Source organism: Bradyrhizobium canariense (genome assembly GCF_018130465.1).
Taxonomy (GTDB): domain Bacteria; phylum Pseudomonadota; class Alphaproteobacteria; order Rhizobiales; family Xanthobacteraceae; genus Bradyrhizobium; species Bradyrhizobium canariense_C.
Genome location: NZ_JAFCKJ010000003.1, coordinates 134,644 through 154,307 on the forward strand (window position 1 = coordinate 134,644; position 19,664 = coordinate 154,307).

Consider the following 19,664-nt stretch of genomic DNA (forward strand, 5'->3'; position numbering starts at 1 on the left):
GTCACTTTGCTTGATGAGCTTGCGGCGGCCCCTTCGACCACCAGGTCTCCGGCAAATAGCCGGACAGCGAGGTGGCCTTTGGCCGTTCTATCCGATTCCAGCGCGCGATCCATTGCTCGGATACGTTAAACAGGGGGATTGTATAGAAACCGGAGATCAAAGCGCGATCGAGCGCCCGCACCGCTGAGACGAAAGCCGTATGTTCACGGGCTTCCAGCAGTGCGGCGATCATCGCATCGACCGCGGGATCCCTGGCACCCATGTAGTTGCGGGTGCCCGGATTGTCGGCGGCAGCGCTGCCCCAGTAGAAATATTGCTCGTTGCCGGGCGACAGCGACTGATCCCAGCGGTTCTGGATCATGTCGAACTCGTAAGCGAGCCGGCGCTGGTCGAACTGCACGGGATCGACCGATCGCACGCTCGGCTCGATGCCGGCGCGCTTAAGGTCGCGCTGGAAGGCAAGCGCGACGCGTTCCTGGTCGCGGGTCGTGACCAAAATCTCGAAGGTGAAGGGCGCCTTGGTCGCGCGGTTGCGTAGCACGGTGCCGTCGAGATCGTAGCCGGCCTCCGACAACAGCTTCAGGGCCGCGCGCAGCGTGGTCCGGTCGCGCCCCGAACCGTCGGTCACCGGCAGGCGATAGCTGCCGTCCAGGATGTCAGGCGGGATCTGCGCGGCGAACGGCTTGAGCAGCTCGCGCTCGCGCGCATCCGCGGGATGGCCATACGCTGACAGGTCCGAGCCGGCAAAATAGCCGGCGACGCGCGCGTAGAGGTTGAAGAAGTAGTTGCGATTGACGAGCTCGAAATCGAACAGCAGCGTCAAGGCCTGGCGCACGCGGATGTCGGCGAAGATGGGACGCCTCGTGTTGAACACCAGAAATTCGGAAGGTTGCGGCATGCCCGGCTTGATGGTGTCGCGGATCACCTCGCCGTTCTTCGCCGCCGGAAAGTCATAGCCGTCGTGCCAGCGCAGCGGCTCGTGCTCGATGCGGAAATCATAGAGGCCGCGCTTGAAAGCTTCGAACTGGCCGTTGGCCTCGCGAAAATAGTCGAGCCTGATCTCGTCGAAATTGTAGAGCCCGCGATTGATGGCGAGGTCGCGGCCCCAATAGTCGGGATTGCGGGTGAGCGTCACGCTGGCGCCGGGCCTCACCGCGGTGACGCGATAGGGGCCGGAGCCGACCGGGCCCGTCAGCGTCGTCTCCTCGAAAGCCGCGACGTCGACCGCATGTTTCGGCAGGATCGGCATCAGGCCGAGGATTAGCGGCAGTTCGCGGTCGTTGGCTCCCGCGAGGTCGAAGCGGACGGTGAGGGGATCCGGCGCCTCGGCACTTGCGACCTTGCTGTAATATTGCCGGTGGTTGGGGCGGCCGTGGTCGCGCAACAGCTGCCAGGAGAACAGCACGTCCTCGGCGCGGACCGGCTTGCCGTCGGAGAAGCGGGCGCGGGGATCGATGCGGAACGTGACAAAGCTCCGCTCGTCATCGGTCTCGACCGATCTGGCGAGCAAGCCGTAGAGCGTGAACGGTTCGTCATTGCCGCGCGCGAGCAGGCTCTCGACCACGTAGTTCCGGATCTGCTGCACGGCCAGTCCCTTGACGATGAAGGGATTGAGGCTGTCGAAGGTGCCGAGTGCGCCCCAGGTCAGCCGGCCGCCCTTGGGCGCGTCAGGGTTGACGTATGGCATGTGGGTGAAATCGGCAGGCATCGCCGGCATGCCGTGCATGGCAATAGCGTGGGCTTCCTCGGCCCCTGCGCCGCTTGCCCCGAGCCCCACGGCGAACGGGAGCCCCATGGCGAAAGCCAGGATGCAGAGGCGGACGCAAAGACCCTCGGGGCGGCCCTCGAGAAGGCGCTGGAACATGAACATCGGGACACGTTGATTCGAGGACCGGGCGGGCCTGAATCCTATCACAGGGATTTTCCCCGGGGCGCACGCCGGCGCACGGTCAAAGACGCTTGTCGGCATTGATCTTTTCGGCGGCCACGTTAAGAAGGCGGGCAATCGCGCAACAGCGCCGAGCCCGTCACTTATCCGCCTCATTTGACGGGGAGAGAGCCGCGCCCAACGCGGCCTGGTTCGGTGCGTCGAAGCGGTTCGGGCACTTCCCGTTCAGAAAGGGTTTTCCGCAATGAATTTCCGTTACTTGGCCGCGTCCGTCCGGCCGCGCGGGCGACTTCTCGTCTTGTTGACGGCGGCGGCGTTGGCCGTCCCGGTTGCCGCCGAGGCCCAGGCTCCCGCGCCGGCTCCGGGCGCACCCGCGCCCAAGGCGGCCCCGAAAGCGGCTCCGAAGGCTGCTCCCAAGGCTCCGGCGCCCGCCGCGCAGGCGCCCGCCCAGCCGGCTCCCGCTCAGGGCGCTCCGGCGCAGCAGGGTGCGGCCCAGCCGGCCGATCAGCAGATCCAGCTGATCTACGCCCCCTGGACCAAGTTCTGCCTCAAGGGCCAGGACGCCAATGCCAAGCAGGTCTGCTTCACCGGCAAGGATGGTCGTATCGAGTCGGGCCAGCCGGTCATCGCGGCCGTCATTATCGAGCCGGAAGGCGAGCCGAAGAAGATCCTGCGCGTGACGCTGCCGCTCGGAATGCAGCTTGTGCACGGTACCCGCATCATCGTGGACAACAATGCGCCGTTGCAGAGCCCCTATGTGATCTGCTTCCAGAACGGCTGCATGTCCGACTACGAGGCCACGCCCGAGTTCATCGCCAGCATGAAGAAGGGCCAGAACCTCGTTGTTCAGGCGATCAATGCCAACGGCGCGCCGCTGACGCTGCCGCTGCCGCTCGCCGGCGAATTCCAGAAGGCCTATGACGGCCCGCCGACCGATCCGAAGGTGTTCGAGGAAACCCAGAAGAAGCTCCAGGAAGAGCTTCAGAAGAAGGCTGACGAGCAGCGCAAGAAGCTCGAGCAGCAGGGCACGCCTCCCGGCACGCCGCCGGCCGGTCAGAAGTAATCGGGGTCAAATCCCGGACATGAAAAAGGCGCTCGGTTCGAGCGCCTTTTTTTCTTGCCCATTGTGTCTGAGCGAAGATGTGTCTGAGCGAAGATGCGTGCGTGCGAGACTCAGTTCAGTGACGGGTTCCGCGGGCGGTAGCCGCCGGTCTTGTCCTTGATGAAGATCTCGGCGACCTGGGAATGACGGATCGGCTCGCCGGAATCGTCCGGCACCAGGTTCTGCTCGGAGACATAGGCGACGTATTCCGATTCCGCGTTCTCGGCGAGCAGGTGATAGAATGGCTGGTCCTTGTGGGGCCGCACCTCCTCGGGGATCGACAGCCACCACTCCTCGGTGTTGTTGAATTCCGGATCGATGTCGAAGACCACGCCCCGGAACGAGAAGATCCGGTGGCGCACGACCTGTCCGATCTGGAATTTGGCGGTCCGCGCTTTAATCATTTCCCGTCGATAGACCAGGATTGTGGCCGATGCTAGTGCCCTCTTTTGGAATTACCCCTCGCTTAAGGGGCAGATAGCTCCAAGGTCTTCAGAAAACACTTCATCAATGGTCGATATCCTCAATCTGGCTCTACCTTATTTCGGCTTGATCTTCGTCGGTTTTGCCTGCGGCAAGGTCAAAGCCCTGCCGGAATCGGGCCTCGCCTGGATGAACTTCTTCCTGCTCTACGTGTCGCTGCCGGCACTGCTGTTTGCAATCATGTCCAAGACGCCGTTCTCGGAATTGAACAACCCGCCGTTCCTGGTTGCGACCACGCTGTCGACGGTCGCCGCGTTCACCCTGGCGCTGGTTCTCGGCAAGGTTTTCGGCCGGCTGACACTGCGCGAGGCGACGCTCGCGGGTCTCTCCGGTGGCTACGGCAATATCGGCTATATGGGGCCGGGGCTGGCGCTCGCCGTGCTCGGGACCAAGGCGTCGGCGCCGACCGCGTTGATCTTCTGCTGCGACAGCATCTTCCTGTTCACGATCGTGCCGCTGCTGATCGAGCTCTCCGACCGCGACCATCCCTCGATCGTGCATGCCTTCGGTGTCGTGCTGAAGCAGATCGTGCTCAACCCGTTGATCATGTCGGCCTGTTTTGGCGCGGCCTTCGCATCGCTGCATATCGAGATGCCCGTCGCGCTCGATCGCACCATCACGTTCCTCCAGAATGCGGCGGCCCCGACCGCGCTGTTCGTGCTCGGCGTGACCGTGGCGCTGCGCCCATTCGACCGGGTCCCGTGGGAAGTGCCGGGCGTGATCGCCGTCAAGCTGCTGTTCCATCCGCTCGCAGCGTTCGGCCTGATGCTGGCGTTCGGTCCCTTCGCGCAGCCCTGGGCCGCGACCGCCGTGCTGATGGCCTCGCTGCCGCCGGCGTTGAACGTGTTCGTCATCGCCCGGCAGAACGACGCCTGGATCGAATCCGCCTCCGTCGCGGTGTTGCTCGGGACCTTTGCGTCCGTGGTCACGCTGACCAGTGTGATGTGGGCGATCCAGACCGGCCGGCTGGCGTTTCCCTGAGCGGCAGCTACTTCCGCCAACCTACCTGCGCCAGATTACCTGCGCCAACCTACTTCCGCCACGTTGGCGTCAGGCCTTCGCGCATCGCAAAACGCCGGAGCGGGCCGATCGCGCCGAGCAGGTGCATGCCGACGGCGCGGACCGGCTGGAGCGGCAGGAAATCGTTCAGCAGCGAGCGGTTGGCGATGTCGATCGCAAAGGTCCGGCTCAGGATGTCCGGACGCCGGGCCCGGTCGTAACGCTTGAGCACGTCTGCTGCGCCAGGATCCTGACCGGCCGCGATGGCTTCGCCTGCAAGCCTCGCAATGTCGGCGGCATCGCGCAGGCCGAGATTGAGACCCTGGGCGCCGATCGGAGGAACCACATGGGCGGCTTCGCCGACCAGTGCGATGCGGTCGCGGCCAAAGGATTTGGGACGTTCGATCGCCAGCGGGAACAGGTTGCGCCCCGGCTCCACCGTCATACGCCCCAAAATGGAATGGGATTGCTTCTCGATCGCGGTGGACAATTCCTCGTCGCTCAGGCCGCGAAGCCGTTCGGCGTCCGCAGGCGCCGAGACCCAGACGATGCTGGAGCGATCGCCGGGCAGGGGCACGAACACGCAAGGGCCATGCGGCGTGTGGAACTCGGTCGAGACGTTGCGATGGGGCCGCGCGTGGGCGACGTTGAAGGTCAGCGCCGTCTGGGTCAGCTCGCGCCGCGTCACCGCGATGCCGGAAGCTTCGCGGCAAAGCGACTGCCGGCCGTCGGCGCCGACCACCAGGCGGGCCGAGAGAAATTGCGCAGCGGCCGTGCGGATCGCGACGTCATCGGCTTCGATGACGACAGTTTCGGCCTCGTCGTCGAAACGGACGAGACCGGACAGTTCGGCCGCGCGCGCTTCCAGCGCCAGCATCAGCGAGCGGTTGTCGATGTTGTAGCCGAAGGCATCGAGGCCGATTTCGTGGCAGGAGAACCGGACTTCCGGGCTGCGGAACAGCCGGCCGGTGTCGTCGACGAGCCGCATGATTTCGAGCGCGGCCGCCTTGTCCTTGCAGCGCGGCCAGACGTCGAGGCTCTCCAGGAGATCGACGGAGGCACCGAGCAGGGCGGTCGTGCGGTTGTCGGCATAGGGCACGCGACGCGCCACCAGCGCGGTCCGTGCGCCCGCCTGCGCCAGTGCGATGGCCGCGCTAAGTCCCGCCGGTCCGCCGCCGATCACGGCCGCGTCAAAGAGTGTCGATGCATCTGTCATGGAACGACATTTGACACGCTGCGCGGCAAATTCAAGCCCACCTATATTTCCCTGATTTTATGACGAATTGTGCGACCGAGCGCCGCAAAGGCTTATGTGCAAACCGGTGCCATTCTGATAGCAGAAGCCATGGACAGCCAAGAGGATTCCCTGAAGCCCACGCCCGCGATCCGTGCCGCTGCCTTCTCGGTGCACATCTTCACCGCGTTCGGCGCGGCGATCGCGCTGCTGGCGATGCTTGAGGCCGTGCGCGAGCACTGGGCGGCGATGTTTCAATGGCTGGGCGTCGCCCTCATCATCGACGCGATCGACGGGCCGATTGCGCGCCGGCTCAACGTCAAGGACGTGCAGCCGAACTGGTCGGGCGACGTGCTCGATCTCGTGGTCGATTTCGTCACCTATGTCTTCGTGCCGGCCTATGCGATCGTGGCCAGCGGCTTGCTGCTGCCGGTCGCTGCTCCCTTGCTCGGCGTCGCCATCATCGTCACCAGCGCACTCTATTTCGCCGATCTGCGCATGAAGGCGGACGACAATCATTTCCGCGGTTTTCCGGCGCTGTGGAATGCGGCGGCGTTCTACCTGTTCCTGCTGCACTGGCCGCCGCTGCTGTCGACGTTGCTGGTAGCAAGCCTGGTCGTGCTGACCTTCGTGCCGTTCCACGTGCTGCATCCGGTGCGCGTCGTGCGGCTGCGCTGGCTGACGATGTCGCTGATCGCCATCTGGGCTCTGCTCTCCCTCTACACGCTGCAGATGGACTTTCGCGTCGGCACCGGCGTGACTGTCGCGCTCTGCGCGATCGCGCTCTGGATCAGCTTCAGCGACGCATTGATACGGCTGACAAGATCCTTCGCATGATGCACCTGTTGACCAGCCCCGAAGCCTGGGCCGCGCTCCTCACCTTGACGTCGCTCGAGATCGTGCTCGGCATCGACAACGTCATCTTCCTGTCGGTGATCGTCTCGCGCATTCCCGAGAAGCAGGCGAACCGCGCCCGCCAGATCGGGCTCGCGCTGGCGCTGATCTTCCGCATCATCCTGCTCAGCCTCCTGGTCTGGCTGATCGGCCTGACCGCGCCGGTGTTTTCGTTTTCGGGTTACGGCTTCTCCTGGCGCGACCTCATCCTGATCGGCGGCGGCCTGTTCCTGATCGCGAAGGCGACGCACGAGATTCATGGCGAGGTCGAAGCCGATGACGGCGAGGGCGACGAGAAGTCCCCTCGTAACGCCTTCTTCTGGGTGATCGTCCAGATCGTGATCGTCGACATCGTGTTCTCGCTGGATTCGATCATCACGGCGATCGGCATGGCGCAGGACATCGAGATCATGATCGCGGCCGTCGTGATCGCCTGCCTGATCATGTACATTTCGTCCGGGCCGGTGTCGCGATTCGTCGCGGAGCATCCGACCACGAAAATGCTGGCGCTGGCCTTCCTGGTGCTGATCGGCGTCGCGTTGGTTGCGGACGGATTCCAATTCCACATCCCGCGCGGCTACATCTATTTCGCGATTGCGTTCTCGGCGGCGGTCGAGTTCTTCAACGTGGTGGCGAAGCGCAACCGCAGGAAAACCGGCAAGCCGTCGGTCTAACCGTTCCAGCCAGCGTCGAGTTGACAAGGCGGGCGCGATGTCTTTCGCTGGCCCGCGAGAAGAGGAGGTCAGGTGATGACCAAAGCCGTCCGTGTGCACAAGGTCGGAGGCCCCGAAGCCCTGGTCTATGAGAGCGTCGATGTTCCGGCGCCCGGTCCCGGCGAGGTGCGCATCCGCCAGCATGCTGTCGGCCTGAACTTCATCGACGTCTATTACCGCACCGGCCTCTACAAGGCGCCGGGGCTGCCCTTCATCGCCGGCAACGAGGCCTCGGGCGAGGTCGTCGCGGTCGGGCCGGGCGTGACGAATTTCCACCCCGGCGATCGCGTCGCTTACTACCACAATCTCGGCGCCTATACCGGGGAGCGCAACATCCCCTGGGAGCGGCTGGTCAAGCTGCCCGACCACATCACCTACGAGCAGGGCGCCGTGCTGATGCTGAAGGGGCTGACAGTCTGGTATCTCCTGCACAAGACCTTCAAGGTCGAGCCGCATCATCGCGTGCTGATCCATGCCGCGGCCGGCGGCATCGGCCTGCTCGCCTGCCAATGGGCGAGGGCAATGGGCGCCCATGTCATCGGCACCGTCGGCTCGCGCGAAAAGGCCGAGCTTGCCGAAGCCAATGGCTGCGACCATGTCATCCTCTACAACGAGGAAGACTTCGTCGCGCGCGTCAAACAGATCAGCCGCAACGAGGGCTGCGATGTGGTCTATGACGGCGTCGGCAAGGCGACGTTCCCGGGCTCGCTGTCCTGCCTCAAGCCGCGCGGCATGTTCGTCTCCTTCGGCAATGCGTCAGGCCCCGTGCCGCCATTCTCGATCGCCGAGCTCAACACTCACGGCTCGCTGTTTGCGACCCGGCCGAAGCTCAACGACTATATCGGCACGCGCAAGGAGCTGCTGGAAGGCGCCGATACGCTGTTCGCCGCCGTCATCAACGGCAAGCTGCACGTGCCGATCAACCATGCCTACGCGCTCAAGGACGCCGCCAAGGCGCATATCGATCTCGAAAGCCGCAAGACCACGGGCGCGTCGATCTTGAAGCCGTAACTCGTCCGCCATCATCCGCTCCCGTGTCCCGGTCAAGCTGCAACGCGTAAGCGTTGCGGCGCAGAACCGGGACCCAGATGCGGCACATGATGTGGAGAGATGGGCCCCGGCTCTGCAGCGCACCGCCGAAGGGGCGCTGCGCTGCGTCCGGGGCACGAGACAGACCTTACGCCACGCGCCGTGCCGCGCCGGCTCTGGTCAAGATCCCGTCGAGACAATCGATCATCTCGGCGATCTCGGCACGCCTGACATTCAGCGCCGGCATGAAGCGCAGCGTGTCGACCTGCGGCGCGTTGAGAAGAATACCCGCCTCGAACGCCTGCGCGACGATGCCGGGTGCGATCGGCAGCTTGAGGTCGAGCGCGAGCAGGAGGCCACGGCCGCGGACGCCACCGAGGCCGTGCCGGGCCGAGACCTTCTGCAATTCGCTTTCGAGCAGCAGGCCGGTCTCGGCGACCGCCTTGAGGAAATCCGGCTTGCTGACCTCGTCGAGCACCGCAAGTCCCGCCGCGCACATGATCGGGTTGCCGTTGAACGTGCCGCCCTGGTCGCCGTGCTCGAAGCAGGCCGCCCGTTCGGCCGCGAGCAGCGCCGCGAGCGGCACGCCGCCGCCGATGCCCTTGCCGAGCGTCATGATATCGGGCGCGATGCCGGTGTGCTCGTAGTGGAAGAGCTTGCCGGTCCGGCCCATCCCGGTCTGGATCTCGTCGAAGATCAGCAAGAGACCGTGTGCGTCGGTGAGGGCGCGCAACTCCTGCAAGAATTGATCGGTCGCCGGCCATACGCCGGACTCGCCCTGGATCGGCTCGAGCATCACGGCGACGGTGTTGTCGTTGATCAGCTTTTCGACCGAAGCGATGTCGTTGAGCTTCGCCTTCTTGAAGCCGGCGACCTTCGGCTCGAACAGCGGCTCAAAGGCCTTCTTGCCCGAGGCCGACATCGTCGCCAGCGTGCGGCCGTGGAAGCCGCCCTCGAAGCTGATGATCTCGAACGCGCCGCCTCTGTGGATGCTGCCATATTTGCGCGCGAGCTTGATCGCGCCCTCGTTGGCCTCCGCGCCGGAATTGGCGAAGAACACCTGGTCGAACGCGCTGTTTGCGACAAGCTGCTCAGCGAGCTTCAGACTCGGCTCGTTGTAGAAGGCCGGGCTTGGCGTCAGCAGCCGCTTGGCTTGCGCGGCAAGCGCGTCGGCGATCGCCGGCGGGGAGTGGCCGAGGCAGTTGACGGCCCAGCCCTGCACGAAATCGAGATAGCGCTTGCGGCTGTCGTCCCAGAGGTAGGAGCCGGCGCCGCGGACGAACACGGCCTTGGGCCGGGCGGTGATGTCCATCAACGCGTCATACGGATGGGTGGCGTTGGTCATGTCGAACTCCTCTTGGGGCAGGAAGATCTGGGAGGCGGGTGAAAAAGGCGCGCGAAAAGCAAAAAGGCCGCACCTTGCGGGTGCAGCCTTTTCGAAAACTGGGCTGAACTCAGTGGTTCAGCGGCGTCGTCGGACATGGCGCACCCTCTCGTCGTCGCGGAAGCGACGGCGGAGCATTTCGGTGCGCTGATGGGTCCGAGCGTTGATCATGGGGCGCGGCAATACAGGCGAATGGTGGGGCTTGTCAAGCGGGCGTTTTACAGAACTCCCGCCCAGCGTGCATGGAGCAGCTGCGAGACGCGTGGCCTTCTCGGGGTATTGCGGTTGCGACGTTGCGGGTGACGAAGCGGCGCAGCGCGTGTGCGGTTGCGCGCGGCGCGGTGCGCCGGATGTCACTCGTATGGTTGAATTTCATTGATCGTCCGCCTAGAAACCATCACGTCTCTAGCGCGTTTGTGATCGACGAACGCGAATTGGTTCGAACCGAACGCATCACGGTTCAGACCAAGAGGGGCGGGACCAACCAGATAGTCTTAAAGCCTTGTCCGACACGCCTTATCCGATCGACCTCGACAGTATTCGCGGCGCGTTTCCGCCGGGTGTCGAGGCACCGTCTTTGTTGGTCGACTTCGCCAGCTGGCTGAAGGGGCGCCCCTGGGGCAGCGTCGGGTGCTTCGCGCTGCAGGGCCAGTTTTCCGATCAGGCGCCGATCTTTGACGGCAGTCCCTTGCGCGACAGGTTTTCGCTGTTCATGCGGCTGCCGGATGGCTCGGCTGTCGGCGGCTGGTATGGCGCGGGTCTTGACCGCGACGATCCGCCGATCGTGGGGCTTGGCTCCGAGGGCGACTACGAGTTGCTGGCGCCGAGCCTCGATGGCCTGCTCGCAAAACTGACGTCGCAGCAATTCGACAAGGCGTGGCACGATCTGCTGCCGCATGACGAGGTCGAATGCCAGACGGTTGAACTCGCGCAGTGGCTCGCCGGACGGCCGACCGGGGAGGCGGCGGCGCCCGATGACAATTCGTCGGAGTTGCCTGACTTTCGCGGCTTCGTGGAAAAATGGAGCCGGGATCGCGAGGACTACTGGGCCAATCATCGCTTGATGGCCGAACTCGGCTGGCGCCTCGCCGCGCATCTGCCGAAGGGCAAGAACGCCTGGGACAAGACGAACTTCGAGATCGCGATCGTCGGCAGGCAATACGAGGCGCGCGTCCTGACGCGCGGGCCGCAGCCGTTCGAGGAAGCCGCCTCGATCGAATCCCTGCTGCGCGATCTGCGTGAGGAGATGCGCCGCGCGCAGCCCGCGCTCGGGCTGTGGCACGCCATGAAATTCGGGATCTATGCCGACGGCCGGGTCATGCCGAACTTCGAATACGATGTGCGTCCGAGCATCGACGGCGAGCCTGCGGATCTGTCCGAGGCGCAGGCTGATCTTGCCCGCGCACCGCGGCCGGAGCGCTGGGTGCCGAAATGGCTGACGGCAGCCTGAAGCTCGGAATCCCGCGATGCTGCCGTCCAGCCGGCGCGCCGAAATCTTCTGCTGTCGTGCCATCGTGACCTCGCGGGAACTGCACCTTCGATCCCCCTTGACTTAGAGCGCGCTCGAAGGGGTATCTGTAAGTGCGTCAGTACGAGAACGGGCACACATGAAGATCGGCGACCTCGCAAAGCGAACCGGCCTGTCGACTCACACGTTGCGTTATTATGAGCGCATCGGGCTGCTGCCATACGCAGACCGGGATCGTTCCGGCCAGCGTGACTTTGACGCATCGATCCTCACATGGATCGCATTCCTCGGTCGGCTCAAGACCACGGGAATGCCGATCCGGGACATGTTGCGTTATGCGGCGCTTCGTGACGAAGGCGATACCACCGGGCCAACCCGGCGGCAGATGCTGGAAATCCACCGGGAACAGGTTCGCACGCAGATTGCCGAACTCCAGGAATGCCTGCTCGTCCTCGATACCAAGATCGCCGGTTACGCCGGCGACGAACAGAGGATGAAGAAAAATGACGCACGCCCAAACACAAGACGAAAGCCGCTTCGATCGCGGCCAGCGGGCCCTGTCGCGCATTGACGGCAGTGCCGGCGAAAAGGTCGTTGCTTCACTCGCCGACATCGCTCCGGATTTCGCACGATACGTGATCGAGTTTCCCTTCGGCGACATCTATTGCCGCCCGGGCCTCGGCCTGCGCGATCGAGAGATCGCGACGATCGCCGCGCTGACGGCGCTCGGAAATGCCGCGCCTCAGCTCAAAGTGCATATCGAGGCGGGGCTGAATGTCGGGCTCTCTCGCGACGAGATCGTGGAGATCATCATGCAGATGGCGGTCTATGCGGGCTTCCCGGCAGCGCTGAACGGGCTGTTCGCAGCCAAGGAGGTGTTTTCCGAGCATGACGGACGGCAGGCGTCGGGAGAAGCGGCATGACGTCATCGCGAGCGCGGGGATGACGCAAATCGCTGTCGACACAGCAAAGAGTTAGTGCGTCAGAATCCCGCGACGGTGCCGTGCAGATCGTATTGGTCGGCGCGCTCGATCTTCGCGGTGACGATCTCGCCAACGCGCAGGGGACGGCGGCTCGATAGATAGACCGCGCCGTCGATCTCCGGAGCATCGGCCTTGGAGCGGCCTTTTGAGACGGTCGGGCCGACCTCGTCGATGATGATCTGCTGGCGCGTGCCGACCTTGCGCTTGAGCCTGCGCGCAGAGATTTTCTGCTGGCGCGCCATCAGCGCATTGTAGCGCTCCTGCTTGATCTCTTCCGGCACGGGGTTCTCGATCGCGTTCGCGGTCGCGCCGGCGACGGGCTCGTATTTGAAGCAGCCGAGCCGATCGATCTCGGCCTCGTCGAGCCAGTCGAGCAGATAGGCGAAGTCGGCATCGGTCTCGCCGGGGAAGCCGACGATGAAGGTCGAGCGCAGGGCGAGATCAGGACATTGCTCGCGCCAGCGCTTGATCCGCGCCAGCGTCTTGTCCTGCGCCGCCGGGCGCTTCATCGCCTTCAGCACTTCGGGGCTCGCGTGCTGGAACGGGATATCGAGATAGGGCAGCACCTTGCCCTCGTTCATCAGCGCAATGACCTCGTCGACATGCGGGTAGGGGTAGACGTATTGCAAGCGGACCCAGGCCCCCAACTCGCCGAGCTCGCGCGCGAGGTCGATGAATTTGGCGCGGACCTGGCGATCCTTCCACGGGCTCTCGGCGTATTTGAGATCGACGCCGTAGGCCGAGGTGTCCTGCGAAATCACCAGCAGCTCTTTCACGCCGGCGCCGACCAGGCGCTCGGCCTCGCGCAGCACGTCATTGGCCGGGCGTGAGACGAGGTCGCCGCGCAGCTTCGGGATGATGCAGAAGGTGCAGCGGTTGTTGCAGCCTTCGGAAATCTTCAGATAGGCGTAGTGCCGCGGCGTCAGCTTGATGCCTTGCGGCGGCACCAGATCGCGATGCGGATTGTGGGCGGGCGGCAGCGCGCGATGCACGGCGTCCAGCACGCTCTCATATTGCTGCGGGCCGGTGATGGAGAGCACGCCGGGATAGGCCTGCTCGATCTGCTCGGGTTCCGCACCCATGCAGCCGGTCACGATCACCTTGCCGTTCTCGGCCATGGCCTCGCCGATCGCCGAGAGCGATTCCTGCTTGGCGCTGTCGAGGAAGCCGCAGGTGTTGACGATGACGATGTCGGCCCCGTCATGCTTGCGGGCGAGCTCGTAGCCCTCGGCGCGCAGACGCGTGATGATGCGCTCGGAATCCACCAAAGCCTTGGGGCATCCGAGCGACACGAAGCTGACCTTGGGCGCAGCCGTCTGATCCATATCCAAATCTGCCTGATTGACAGGGTTGAGCTAGTCCCAATTGCCCATAATTACAACCCTTTGCATGGCCCGCGGGCATGCTATGGATGAATCACTGGTGGTGAGTGAGCAATGAGCGCCGAACAGTCGCCCAAAATCGTGATCGTCGACGAAAGCCCGATCCGGGCTGCGATCCTCGAGGAAGGGTTGCGCGAGGCCGGATTCACGCAGATCGTCCATATCCGCGAGATGCAGAGCCTGCTCGCCCGTATTTATGCGGTCGACCCTGACATCATCCTGATCGATCTGGAAAACCCCAGCCGCGACGTGCTGGAAGCGATGTTCCAGGTCAGCCGCGCCGTGAAGCGGCCGATCGCGATGTTCGTGGACCAGAGCGATTCATCCTCGATCCAGGCCTCCGTGGAAGCGGGAGTCTCCGCCTACATCGTCGACGGGCTGAGGAAGGAGCGCATCAAGCCGATCCTCGACCTCTGCGTGTCGCGCTTCAATGCCTTCGCAAAACTCCAGGAGGAGCTGGAGCGCACCAAATCGCAGCTCGAGGACCGCAAGATCATCGAGCGCGCCAAGGGCATCTTGATGAAGGTGAAGGGCCTCACCGAGGACGAGGCCTATGTGCTGCTGCGCTCCACCGCGATGCGCGAGAAGAAGAAAATCGGCGAGATCGCCCAGTCGATCATCACCGCGTCGGAGATGCTGAAATGACCGCTCCCCTCCGCATCGGGTTCATTCCGCTGGTCGATGCCGCGGCGCTGATCGTTGCCGTCGACAAGGGATTTGCCGCGGCCGAAGGGCTCGAGGTCGAGCTGGTGCGCGAGGTCTCCTGGTCCAACGTCCGCGACAAGCTCAATATCGGCTTGTTCGACGCCGCGCATCTGCTCGCGCCCGTCGCGATTGCGTCCTCGCTCGGTCTCGGCCACGTCAAGGTGCCGATCGCGGCGCCCTTCAATCTCGGCATCAACGGCAACGCGATCACGGTCTCGCCGGCGCTTCATGCCGCGCTGATGGAGGAGATCGACGGCGACCGCTTCGATCCGCTCGCCACGGCAAAAGCGTTGGCACGCGTGGTCGCCAAACGGCGCAAGGCGGGGGCCGATCCGTTGACCTTCGGCATGACCTTCCCGTTCTCGACCCACAATTACCAATTGCGGTTCTGGATGGCGGCGGCCGGCGTCGATCCCGACGAGGATGTGCGACTGGTGGTGCTGCCGCCGCCCTATATGGTCGACAGTCTCGCCAATGGTCATGTCGATGCGTTCTGCGTCGGCGCGCCCTGGAATTCGATCGCGGTCGATCTCGGCATCGGCCACATCCTGCATTTCGTCTCCGACATCCTGGCCCGCGCGGCTGAGAAGGTGCTGGCGGTCCGCCAGGTCTGGGCCGACAAGAATCCGGACGTGGTCGCTAGCCTGGTGCGCGCGGCGGTGAAAGCCGCCGAGTTCATCGAGCATCCGGAAAACCGGACCGAAGCGGCCCAGATTCTGGCGCAGCCCGAGCGGATCGGCGTCGATGCCGAAGTCATCCAGCGCACCCTCACGGGACGTCTCAAGATTTCGCCGGACGGCACCTTTCGCGAGAGCGGCAGCTATCTTCTGGTGGGACGCGAGGAAGCAGGGCGCCCCGATCCCGTCCAGGCCGCCTGGCTCTATGCGCAGATGGTGCGCTGGGGTCAGACCACGCTGACGCCCGACGGCGTCAAGACGGCCATGGCCGTGTTCAGGCCCGACCTCTACGACGCGGCCCTCGGCCAACGCCCGCCCGCCGAAGCCCCGGCGCCATTCGGCGCCTTCGCCGGCCCCGCCTTCGATCCGGCCAATATTCGAGGGCATCTCGAGGCCTTCGAGGTGGGTCGTTGGAAGGCCTGATTCGGGTCTGCATCGTTTTTGGGCGCGCGGCATCATCGGCTAAATTTTGAGCCGAGTGCTCGAATTTCGGGAGAGTTCCAGCGCCGGGATCTTCCGGGATCCACGTAACCATATGAAATTACACAATCTTCCAATCGATCCAAGCTGGCACGCAACTTGAATGTTGCAGTGCGGCCAGCCTGTCACAGATGCCTGCTGAGCCAAGTCCCGCAGCAACGAAGCTGGTCGGACCGTTGGGTGCAGAGCCGGCTCTCGAGCCAGCCGAGCTCCTCGCGGGTCGTGCACTTTTCCGTCGATACCACTCAGGTGGCCGCAGGAGCTTCGTTACTGACCATGAAAATCGACACCGTCTCAGTCGACTTTACCGACGACCAGAAGCGCTATCTCGAAGGCTTCACGACCGGTCTGCAGATCAGCCGGGTCGGTCGCGGTCTCGGTGGCGCCGCCGGCAAGGCGAGCGCCGAGCCTACCGGCCCCGATGCCGTGCACATCAAGGCGCAGGACAAGGTCATCGCCGCGGGCAAGAAGCTCGCCGACCAGGAGAAGGTCAAGCGCGACGAGCATCCCTTCGATGCTTACCCGCGTCTCCGCCAGCAGGCGCTCGACAATACGCCGCCAAGCCCGGCGGACAATTTCCGCTGGCGTTATTACGGCATCTTCTACGTCGCGCCGACGCAGGACTCCTACATGTGCCGTTTGCGCATTCCGAACGGCATCATGAAGTACTGGCAGCTGTCCGGCCTTGCCGATCTCGCCGATGAAACGTGCGGGCCTTACAGCCATGTCACGACGCGCGCCAATCTCCAGCTTCGCGAGATCCCGCCGAAGAACGCCGTGAAGCTGATCGAGGGCATTCAGGACCTCGGCCTGTGCTCGCGCGGCTCAGGCGCCGACAACATCCGCAACGTGACGGGAACGCCGACGGCGGGCATCGATCCGCAGGAACTGATCGACACGCGGCCTTATGTGCGCGAGTGGCACTACCACATCCTGAACGATCGCTCGTTGTATGGCTTGCCGCGCAAGTTCAACGTCGCCTTCGACGGCGCCGGCAGGATCGCCGTGCTCGAGGAGACCAACGACATCGCATTCACGGCCGTGGACGTGAAGGACGGTTTCGGCGTCGAGCCCGGGGTCTGGTTTCGCCTCGGCCTCGGCGGCATCACCGGTCACAAGGATTTCGCCAAATATTCCGGCATCGTCGTCAAGCCTGAAGAAGCCACGGCCGTTGCCGACGCCATCGTGCGCGTGTTCATCGAGCACGGCGACCGCACCAACCGCAACAAGGCGCGGCTGAAATACGTGCTCGACGCCATGGGCCATGACGGCTTTCTCAAGATCGTCGAAGAGCGGCTGAAGAAGCCGTTTACGCGCGTGCCGGAAGAGGCGTTTGCGCCACGGCCGGCCGCGGACCGCATGGCGCATATCGGCGTGCACAAGCAGAAGCAGGACGGCTTGAACTGGATCGGCGTGTCGCTGACGCTCGGCAAGATCAGCTGCGATCAGATGCGGGGCCTGGCCAAGGTGGCGCGGGACCTCGGTGACGGCGAGATCCGTCTGACCGTCTGGCAGAACCTGCTGATATCAGGGGTGCGCGACGAGAATGTCGAGCTTGCCATCGCGGCGATCAAGCAGATCGGGCTCGCGGTCGAGGCGTCGCACATCCGCGCCGGCCTGATCGCCTGCACCGGCAATGCCGGTTGCCGCTTCGCTGCGTCCAACACCAAGCGCCACGCCGCCGAGATCGGCGACTGGTGCGAGCCGCGCGTCGAGATGGACAAGCCGGTCAACATCCACGTCACCGGCTGCCACCATTCCTGTGCCCAGCATTACATCAGCGACATCGGCCTGATCGGAGCTCGCGTGCCTGTCAACGAAGAGGACACGGTGGAGGGCTATCATCTCTTCACCGGCGGCGGGTTCGGCCCTGACGCCGACGTCGGGCAGGAGGTCTACCACGACCTCAAGGCCGAAGATGCGCCGAAGACCGTCGAGGGACTGCTCAAGGCCTATATCGCCAATCGCTCGTCTCCGGACGAAACGTTCCTGTCCTTTGCGCGCCGCCATGACGGCGAAACGCTGCGCAAGCTTGCCGATGCACAGGTGTCCGCATGAACCAGATCAGCCCTCCGCCGAAACTCGATATCATTCCCACGAGCGCCCCGTTCTCCGACGCGCAACGCTCCTGGCTGAACGGCTTCTTTGCCGGGCTTCTGTCGCCGGAGGCGGCCGCGCCGCTGTCGGCCGAGCAGGGCGCCGCTGTCATGCAGGCTGGTGATGGTGACGACGGTGAAGCGCCATGGCACGACCAGACCATGCCGATCGCCGATCGGATGAAGCTCGCCGAAGGCCGTCCCGTGCGGCGCAAGATGATGGCGGCGATGGCGCAGCAGGATTGCGGGCAGTGCGGCTACAATTGCCACGACTATTCGGAGGCGATCGCGGGCCGCAGTGAAGCGCGGCTCAACCTTTGCGTCCCCGGCGGCAAGGAGACCGCGCGGATGCTGAAGTCGCTGCACGAAGAGCTGGACAAGGCGCCGGCGGCCAACGCTGGCGACAAGGCGTCCGACAAGGCAGACGCGGTGGCGGCCCCCGCCGTGACCGTGACGATCGCCGAGCCTGGCCGCTCGCGCGACAACCCTGTTGCGGCGACCTTCCTGTCGCGCCGTCTTCTCAACAAGGGAAAGTCGGAGAAGGAAACCTATCACGTCGAGTTCGATCTATCCGAGAGCAAGCTCGACTATGTCGTCGGTGACAGTTTTGGCGTGTTCGCGCGCAACGAGGTCGGCCTCGTCGACCAGATCATCGCGTTGCTCGGCGCCTCCCACACCACGAAGGTCAATGGCAAGACGCTGCGCGAGGTGCTGATCGACGACGTCTCGCTGTCGCCGGCGCCCGACACCCTGTTCGAACTGCTCTCCTTCATCACCGGCGGCGCGCAGCGCGAGAAGGCGCGGGCGCTGGCGCAGGGCGAGGATCCCGATGGCGATGCCGCCACGCTCGACGTCATGGCGGCGCTCCAGAAGTTTTCGGGCACGCGACCGCATCCCGAAGCCTTCGTCGAGGCGCTGGAGCCGCTCCAGCCGCGGCTCTATTCGATCTCCTCGTCGCACAATGCGACGCCTGGAAAGCTGTCGCTGACGGTCGATTCCGTGCGCTACGTGATCGGCAAGCGCAAGCGTATCGGCGTTGCCTCGACCTTCCTCGGCGAGCGCATCGCCGAGGGCGAGAAGCTCAAGGTCTATGTGCAGAAGGCGCACGGTTTCGGCCTGCCGCAGGATCCGAAGACGCCCGTCATCATGATCGGCCCCGGCACCGGCATTGCGCCGTTCCGTGCCTTCCTGTTCGACCGCAAGGCGACCGGTGCGCCCGGCAAGAACTGGCTGTTCTTCGGCCATCAGCGCAGCGATTGCGACTTCTTCTACCAGGAGGAGCTCAACGCGATGAAGACCTCGGGCCTGCTCACGCGCATGTCGCTGGCCTGGTCGCGCGACGGCGAGAAGAAGTTCTACGTGCAGGACCGCATGCGCGAGGTCGGCCGCGAGGTGTGGACGTGGCTCGCCGAGGGTGCGCATCTCTACATCTGCGGCGATGCCAAGCGCATGGCCAAGGACGTCGAGCGCGCTCTGGTCGATATCGTCGCGCAGTTCGGGGCGCGTTCGACTGATGAAGCCGTCAGTTTTGTCGCCGAGCTCAAGAAGACGGGCCGCTTCCAGGCTGACGTGTACTGAGGCGCGATGGCATCAGCGTGAATCGTCCTGGCGGCGCAGGCGCCAGGCGTCACGCTGGCAGCCGTCGTCCACCGTGCATGGGGTTGTTTTCGACTGTTTTGTTTTGGCGGCCTGTGGCGCCTGAGTCCCCACCGTCATCCCATCGTCATCCGAGCCGGTTCCAGCTGGCTCGGACTTTAACGAATAAGATTCTCGGAACCCGCGAACGAAGAGAATTTGCACCTGCGATGGGGCCGTCCGGGAGAACCCGCATTGCTATTTCCGCGGGTGTCTTGCCCGCCACCCCGGTCGATCCTTCATAATCCCGCAAATGGGGCGTTGGAGATCGACCATGCGCGAACTATCGGCGGAAGCCAGGCTGCACTTGTACGCGCGTTCGCTCTCGCGGCGGACCGGGGCGAGCGTACATCACGCCGCGATCTACAGCGCGTTTGCGGTCATCGCCGCCATCGTTTTCGGGACGCTCTCGGTGCACCCGTTCTAACGAGGCTTCACGGCTCTCGTAGGGTTGGTTAGCCGAAGGCGTAACCCACCAACTTCGTCCGTCATTCGCTGAAGCATGGTGGATT

The 19,664-nt window shown here is 64.3% G+C and carries 18 protein-coding genes; 13 read left to right on the plus strand and 5 right to left on the minus strand.

All coding sequences use genetic code 11. The features are described from left to right. Position 1 precedes the first annotated feature (1 nt). Positions 2 to 1,870 carry an extracellular solute-binding protein gene (locus JQ591_RS09460; protein WP_211395747.1) on the minus strand — a complete coding sequence of 623 codons (1,869 nt, stop codon included), beginning with the start codon at positions 1,868 to 1,870 and terminating at the stop codon, positions 2 to 4. 262 nt (positions 1,871 to 2,132) lie between these two features. Between JQ591_RS09460 and JQ591_RS09465 the strand changes: the two genes are divergently transcribed. Next, positions 2,133 to 2,951, plus strand: coding sequence for an invasion associated locus B family protein (locus JQ591_RS09465; protein ID WP_211395748.1), 819 nt, complete (start codon positions 2,133 to 2,135; stop codon positions 2,949 to 2,951). 110 nt (positions 2,952 to 3,061) lie between these two features. On the opposite strand, the gene hspQ is transcribed toward JQ591_RS09465, so the two are convergent. Next, positions 3,062 to 3,394 carry a heat shock protein HspQ gene (gene hspQ, locus JQ591_RS09470; RefSeq protein WP_211395749.1) on the minus strand — a complete coding sequence of 111 codons (333 nt, stop codon included), beginning with the start codon at positions 3,392 to 3,394 and terminating at the stop codon, positions 3,062 to 3,064. Between the two features lie 106 nt (positions 3,395 to 3,500). Between hspQ and JQ591_RS09475 the strand changes: the two genes are divergently transcribed. Beyond that, the gene (locus JQ591_RS09475; protein ID WP_211395750.1) at positions 3,501 to 4,454 is read left to right on the plus strand and encodes an AEC family transporter; all 954 of its coding nucleotides are present in this window, start codon (positions 3,501 to 3,503) and stop codon (positions 4,452 to 4,454) included. A 49-nt stretch (positions 4,455 to 4,503) separates the two neighbouring features. On the opposite strand, the gene JQ591_RS09480 is transcribed toward JQ591_RS09475, so the two are convergent. Continuing rightward, on the minus strand, positions 4,504 to 5,688 hold the full coding sequence (locus tag JQ591_RS09480) for a UbiH/UbiF family hydroxylase (RefSeq protein WP_211395751.1): 1,185 nt from the start codon (positions 5,686 to 5,688) through the stop codon (positions 4,504 to 4,506). 129 nt (positions 5,689 to 5,817) lie between these two features. On the opposite strand from JQ591_RS09480, the gene pcsA reads away from it, so the two are divergent. The 3 genes from pcsA to JQ591_RS09495 all read left to right on the plus strand — a co-directional run bounded on the left by pcsA (position 5,818) and on the right by JQ591_RS09495 (position 8,324). Next, positions 5,818 to 6,543: a phosphatidylcholine synthase gene (gene pcsA, locus JQ591_RS09485; protein WP_211395752.1), complete on the plus strand. Its 726-nt coding sequence runs from the start codon at positions 5,818 to 5,820 to the stop codon at positions 6,541 to 6,543. Beyond that, positions 6,540 to 7,274 (plus strand): TerC family protein, encoded by a 735-nt coding sequence (locus JQ591_RS09490; protein WP_211395753.1) that lies wholly within the window; start codon positions 6,540 to 6,542, stop codon positions 7,272 to 7,274. Before pcsA ends, JQ591_RS09490 begins: the two co-directional genes overlap by 4 nt. Before the next feature lie 75 nt (positions 7,275 to 7,349). Next, complete coding sequence (locus tag JQ591_RS09495; protein ID WP_211395754.1) at positions 7,350 to 8,324, plus strand: quinone oxidoreductase family protein; 975 nt, start codon at positions 7,350 to 7,352, stop codon at positions 8,322 to 8,324. Between the two features lie 166 nt (positions 8,325 to 8,490). Here JQ591_RS09495 and JQ591_RS09500 read toward each other — a convergent pair whose 3' ends face one another. After that, positions 8,491 to 9,687 (minus strand): acetylornithine transaminase, encoded by a 1,197-nt coding sequence (locus tag JQ591_RS09500; protein WP_211395755.1) that lies wholly within the window; start codon positions 9,685 to 9,687, stop codon positions 8,491 to 8,493. 541 nt (positions 9,688 to 10,228) lie between these two features. Here JQ591_RS09500 and JQ591_RS09505 point away from each other — a divergent pair. The 3 genes from JQ591_RS09505 to JQ591_RS09515 all read left to right on the plus strand — a co-directional run bounded on the left by JQ591_RS09505 (position 10,229) and on the right by JQ591_RS09515 (position 12,117). Continuing rightward, positions 10,229 to 11,176 carry a hypothetical protein gene (locus tag JQ591_RS09505; protein ID WP_211395756.1) on the plus strand — a complete coding sequence of 316 codons (948 nt, stop codon included), beginning with the start codon at positions 10,229 to 10,231 and terminating at the stop codon, positions 11,174 to 11,176. 157 nt (positions 11,177 to 11,333) lie between these two features. After that, positions 11,334 to 11,765 (plus strand): MerR family transcriptional regulator, encoded by a 432-nt coding sequence (locus tag JQ591_RS09510; RefSeq protein WP_211395757.1) that lies wholly within the window; start codon positions 11,334 to 11,336, stop codon positions 11,763 to 11,765. Then, a complete protein-coding gene (locus JQ591_RS09515) occupies positions 11,698 to 12,117 on the plus strand; it encodes a carboxymuconolactone decarboxylase family protein (RefSeq protein WP_211395758.1) in 420 nt (139 codons plus the stop codon). Before JQ591_RS09510 ends, JQ591_RS09515 begins: the two co-directional genes overlap by 68 nt. A gap of 59 nt (positions 12,118 to 12,176) precedes the next feature. On the opposite strand, the gene rimO is transcribed toward JQ591_RS09515, so the two are convergent. Further along, the gene (gene rimO / locus JQ591_RS09520; protein WP_211395759.1) at positions 12,177 to 13,502 is read right to left on the minus strand and encodes a 30S ribosomal protein S12 methylthiotransferase RimO; all 1,326 of its coding nucleotides are present in this window, start codon (positions 13,500 to 13,502) and stop codon (positions 12,177 to 12,179) included. A 111-nt stretch (positions 13,503 to 13,613) separates the two neighbouring features. On the opposite strand from rimO, the gene JQ591_RS09525 reads away from it, so the two are divergent. The 5 genes from JQ591_RS09525 to JQ591_RS09545 all read left to right on the plus strand — a co-directional run bounded on the left by JQ591_RS09525 (position 13,614) and on the right by JQ591_RS09545 (position 19,579). Continuing rightward, positions 13,614 to 14,204, plus strand: a complete 591-nt coding sequence (locus tag JQ591_RS09525; protein ID WP_211395760.1) for an ANTAR domain-containing response regulator — start codon at positions 13,614 to 13,616, stop codon at positions 14,202 to 14,204. After that, positions 14,201 to 15,364: a CmpA/NrtA family ABC transporter substrate-binding protein gene (locus JQ591_RS09530; RefSeq protein ID WP_211395761.1), complete on the plus strand. Its 1,164-nt coding sequence runs from the start codon at positions 14,201 to 14,203 to the stop codon at positions 15,362 to 15,364. The genes JQ591_RS09525 and JQ591_RS09530 overlap by 4 nt, the downstream gene beginning before the upstream one ends. Positions 15,365 to 15,697: 333 nt before the next feature. After that, positions 15,698 to 17,479, plus strand: a complete 1,782-nt coding sequence (locus JQ591_RS09535) for a NirA family protein (RefSeq protein ID WP_211395762.1) — start codon at positions 15,698 to 15,700, stop codon at positions 17,477 to 17,479. After that, positions 17,476 to 19,095 carry a sulfite reductase subunit alpha gene (locus tag JQ591_RS09540; protein WP_211395763.1) on the plus strand — a complete coding sequence of 540 codons (1,620 nt, stop codon included), beginning with the start codon at positions 17,476 to 17,478 and terminating at the stop codon, positions 19,093 to 19,095. The genes JQ591_RS09535 and JQ591_RS09540 overlap by 4 nt, the downstream gene beginning before the upstream one ends. Before the next feature lie 331 nt (positions 19,096 to 19,426). Continuing rightward, on the plus strand, positions 19,427 to 19,579 hold the full coding sequence (locus JQ591_RS09545) for a hypothetical protein (protein ID WP_211395764.1): 153 nt from the start codon (positions 19,427 to 19,429) through the stop codon (positions 19,577 to 19,579). The last annotated feature ends 85 nt before the right edge of the window (positions 19,580 to 19,664 follow it).

Coding starts and splice junctions, on each gene's coding strand:
- JQ591_RS09460 (WP_211395747.1), bottom strand. CDS start 1,870: ATGTTCATGTTCCAGCGCCTTCTCGAGGGCCGCCCCGAGGGTCTTTGC.
- JQ591_RS09465 (WP_211395748.1), top strand. CDS start 2,133: ATGAATTTCCGTTACTTGGCCGCGTCCGTCCGGCCGCGCGGGCGACTT.
- hspQ (WP_211395749.1), bottom strand. CDS start 3,394: ATGATTAAAGCGCGGACCGCCAAATTCCAGATCGGACAGGTCGTGCGC.
- JQ591_RS09475 (WP_211395750.1), top strand. CDS start 3,501: ATGGTCGATATCCTCAATCTGGCTCTACCTTATTTCGGCTTGATCTTC.
- JQ591_RS09480 (WP_211395751.1), bottom strand. CDS start 5,688: ATGACAGATGCATCGACACTCTTTGACGCGGCCGTGATCGGCGGCGGA.
- pcsA (WP_211395752.1), top strand. CDS start 5,818: ATGGACAGCCAAGAGGATTCCCTGAAGCCCACGCCCGCGATCCGTGCC.
- JQ591_RS09490 (WP_211395753.1), top strand. CDS start 6,540: ATGATGCACCTGTTGACCAGCCCCGAAGCCTGGGCCGCGCTCCTCACC.
- JQ591_RS09495 (WP_211395754.1), top strand. CDS start 7,350: ATGACCAAAGCCGTCCGTGTGCACAAGGTCGGAGGCCCCGAAGCCCTG.
- JQ591_RS09500 (WP_211395755.1), bottom strand. CDS start 9,687: ATGACCAACGCCACCCATCCGTATGACGCGTTGATGGACATCACCGCC.
- JQ591_RS09510 (WP_211395757.1), top strand. CDS start 11,334: ATGAAGATCGGCGACCTCGCAAAGCGAACCGGCCTGTCGACTCACACG.
- JQ591_RS09515 (WP_211395758.1), top strand. CDS start 11,698: ATGACGCACGCCCAAACACAAGACGAAAGCCGCTTCGATCGCGGCCAG.
- rimO (WP_211395759.1), bottom strand. CDS start 13,502: ATGGATCAGACGGCTGCGCCCAAGGTCAGCTTCGTGTCGCTCGGATGC.
- JQ591_RS09525 (WP_211395760.1), top strand. CDS start 13,614: ATGAGCGCCGAACAGTCGCCCAAAATCGTGATCGTCGACGAAAGCCCG.
- JQ591_RS09530 (WP_211395761.1), top strand. CDS start 14,201: ATGACCGCTCCCCTCCGCATCGGGTTCATTCCGCTGGTCGATGCCGCG.
- JQ591_RS09535 (WP_211395762.1), top strand. CDS start 15,698: ATGAAAATCGACACCGTCTCAGTCGACTTTACCGACGACCAGAAGCGC.
- JQ591_RS09540 (WP_211395763.1), top strand. CDS start 17,476: ATGAACCAGATCAGCCCTCCGCCGAAACTCGATATCATTCCCACGAGC.
- JQ591_RS09545 (WP_211395764.1), top strand. CDS start 19,427: ATGCGCGAACTATCGGCGGAAGCCAGGCTGCACTTGTACGCGCGTTCG.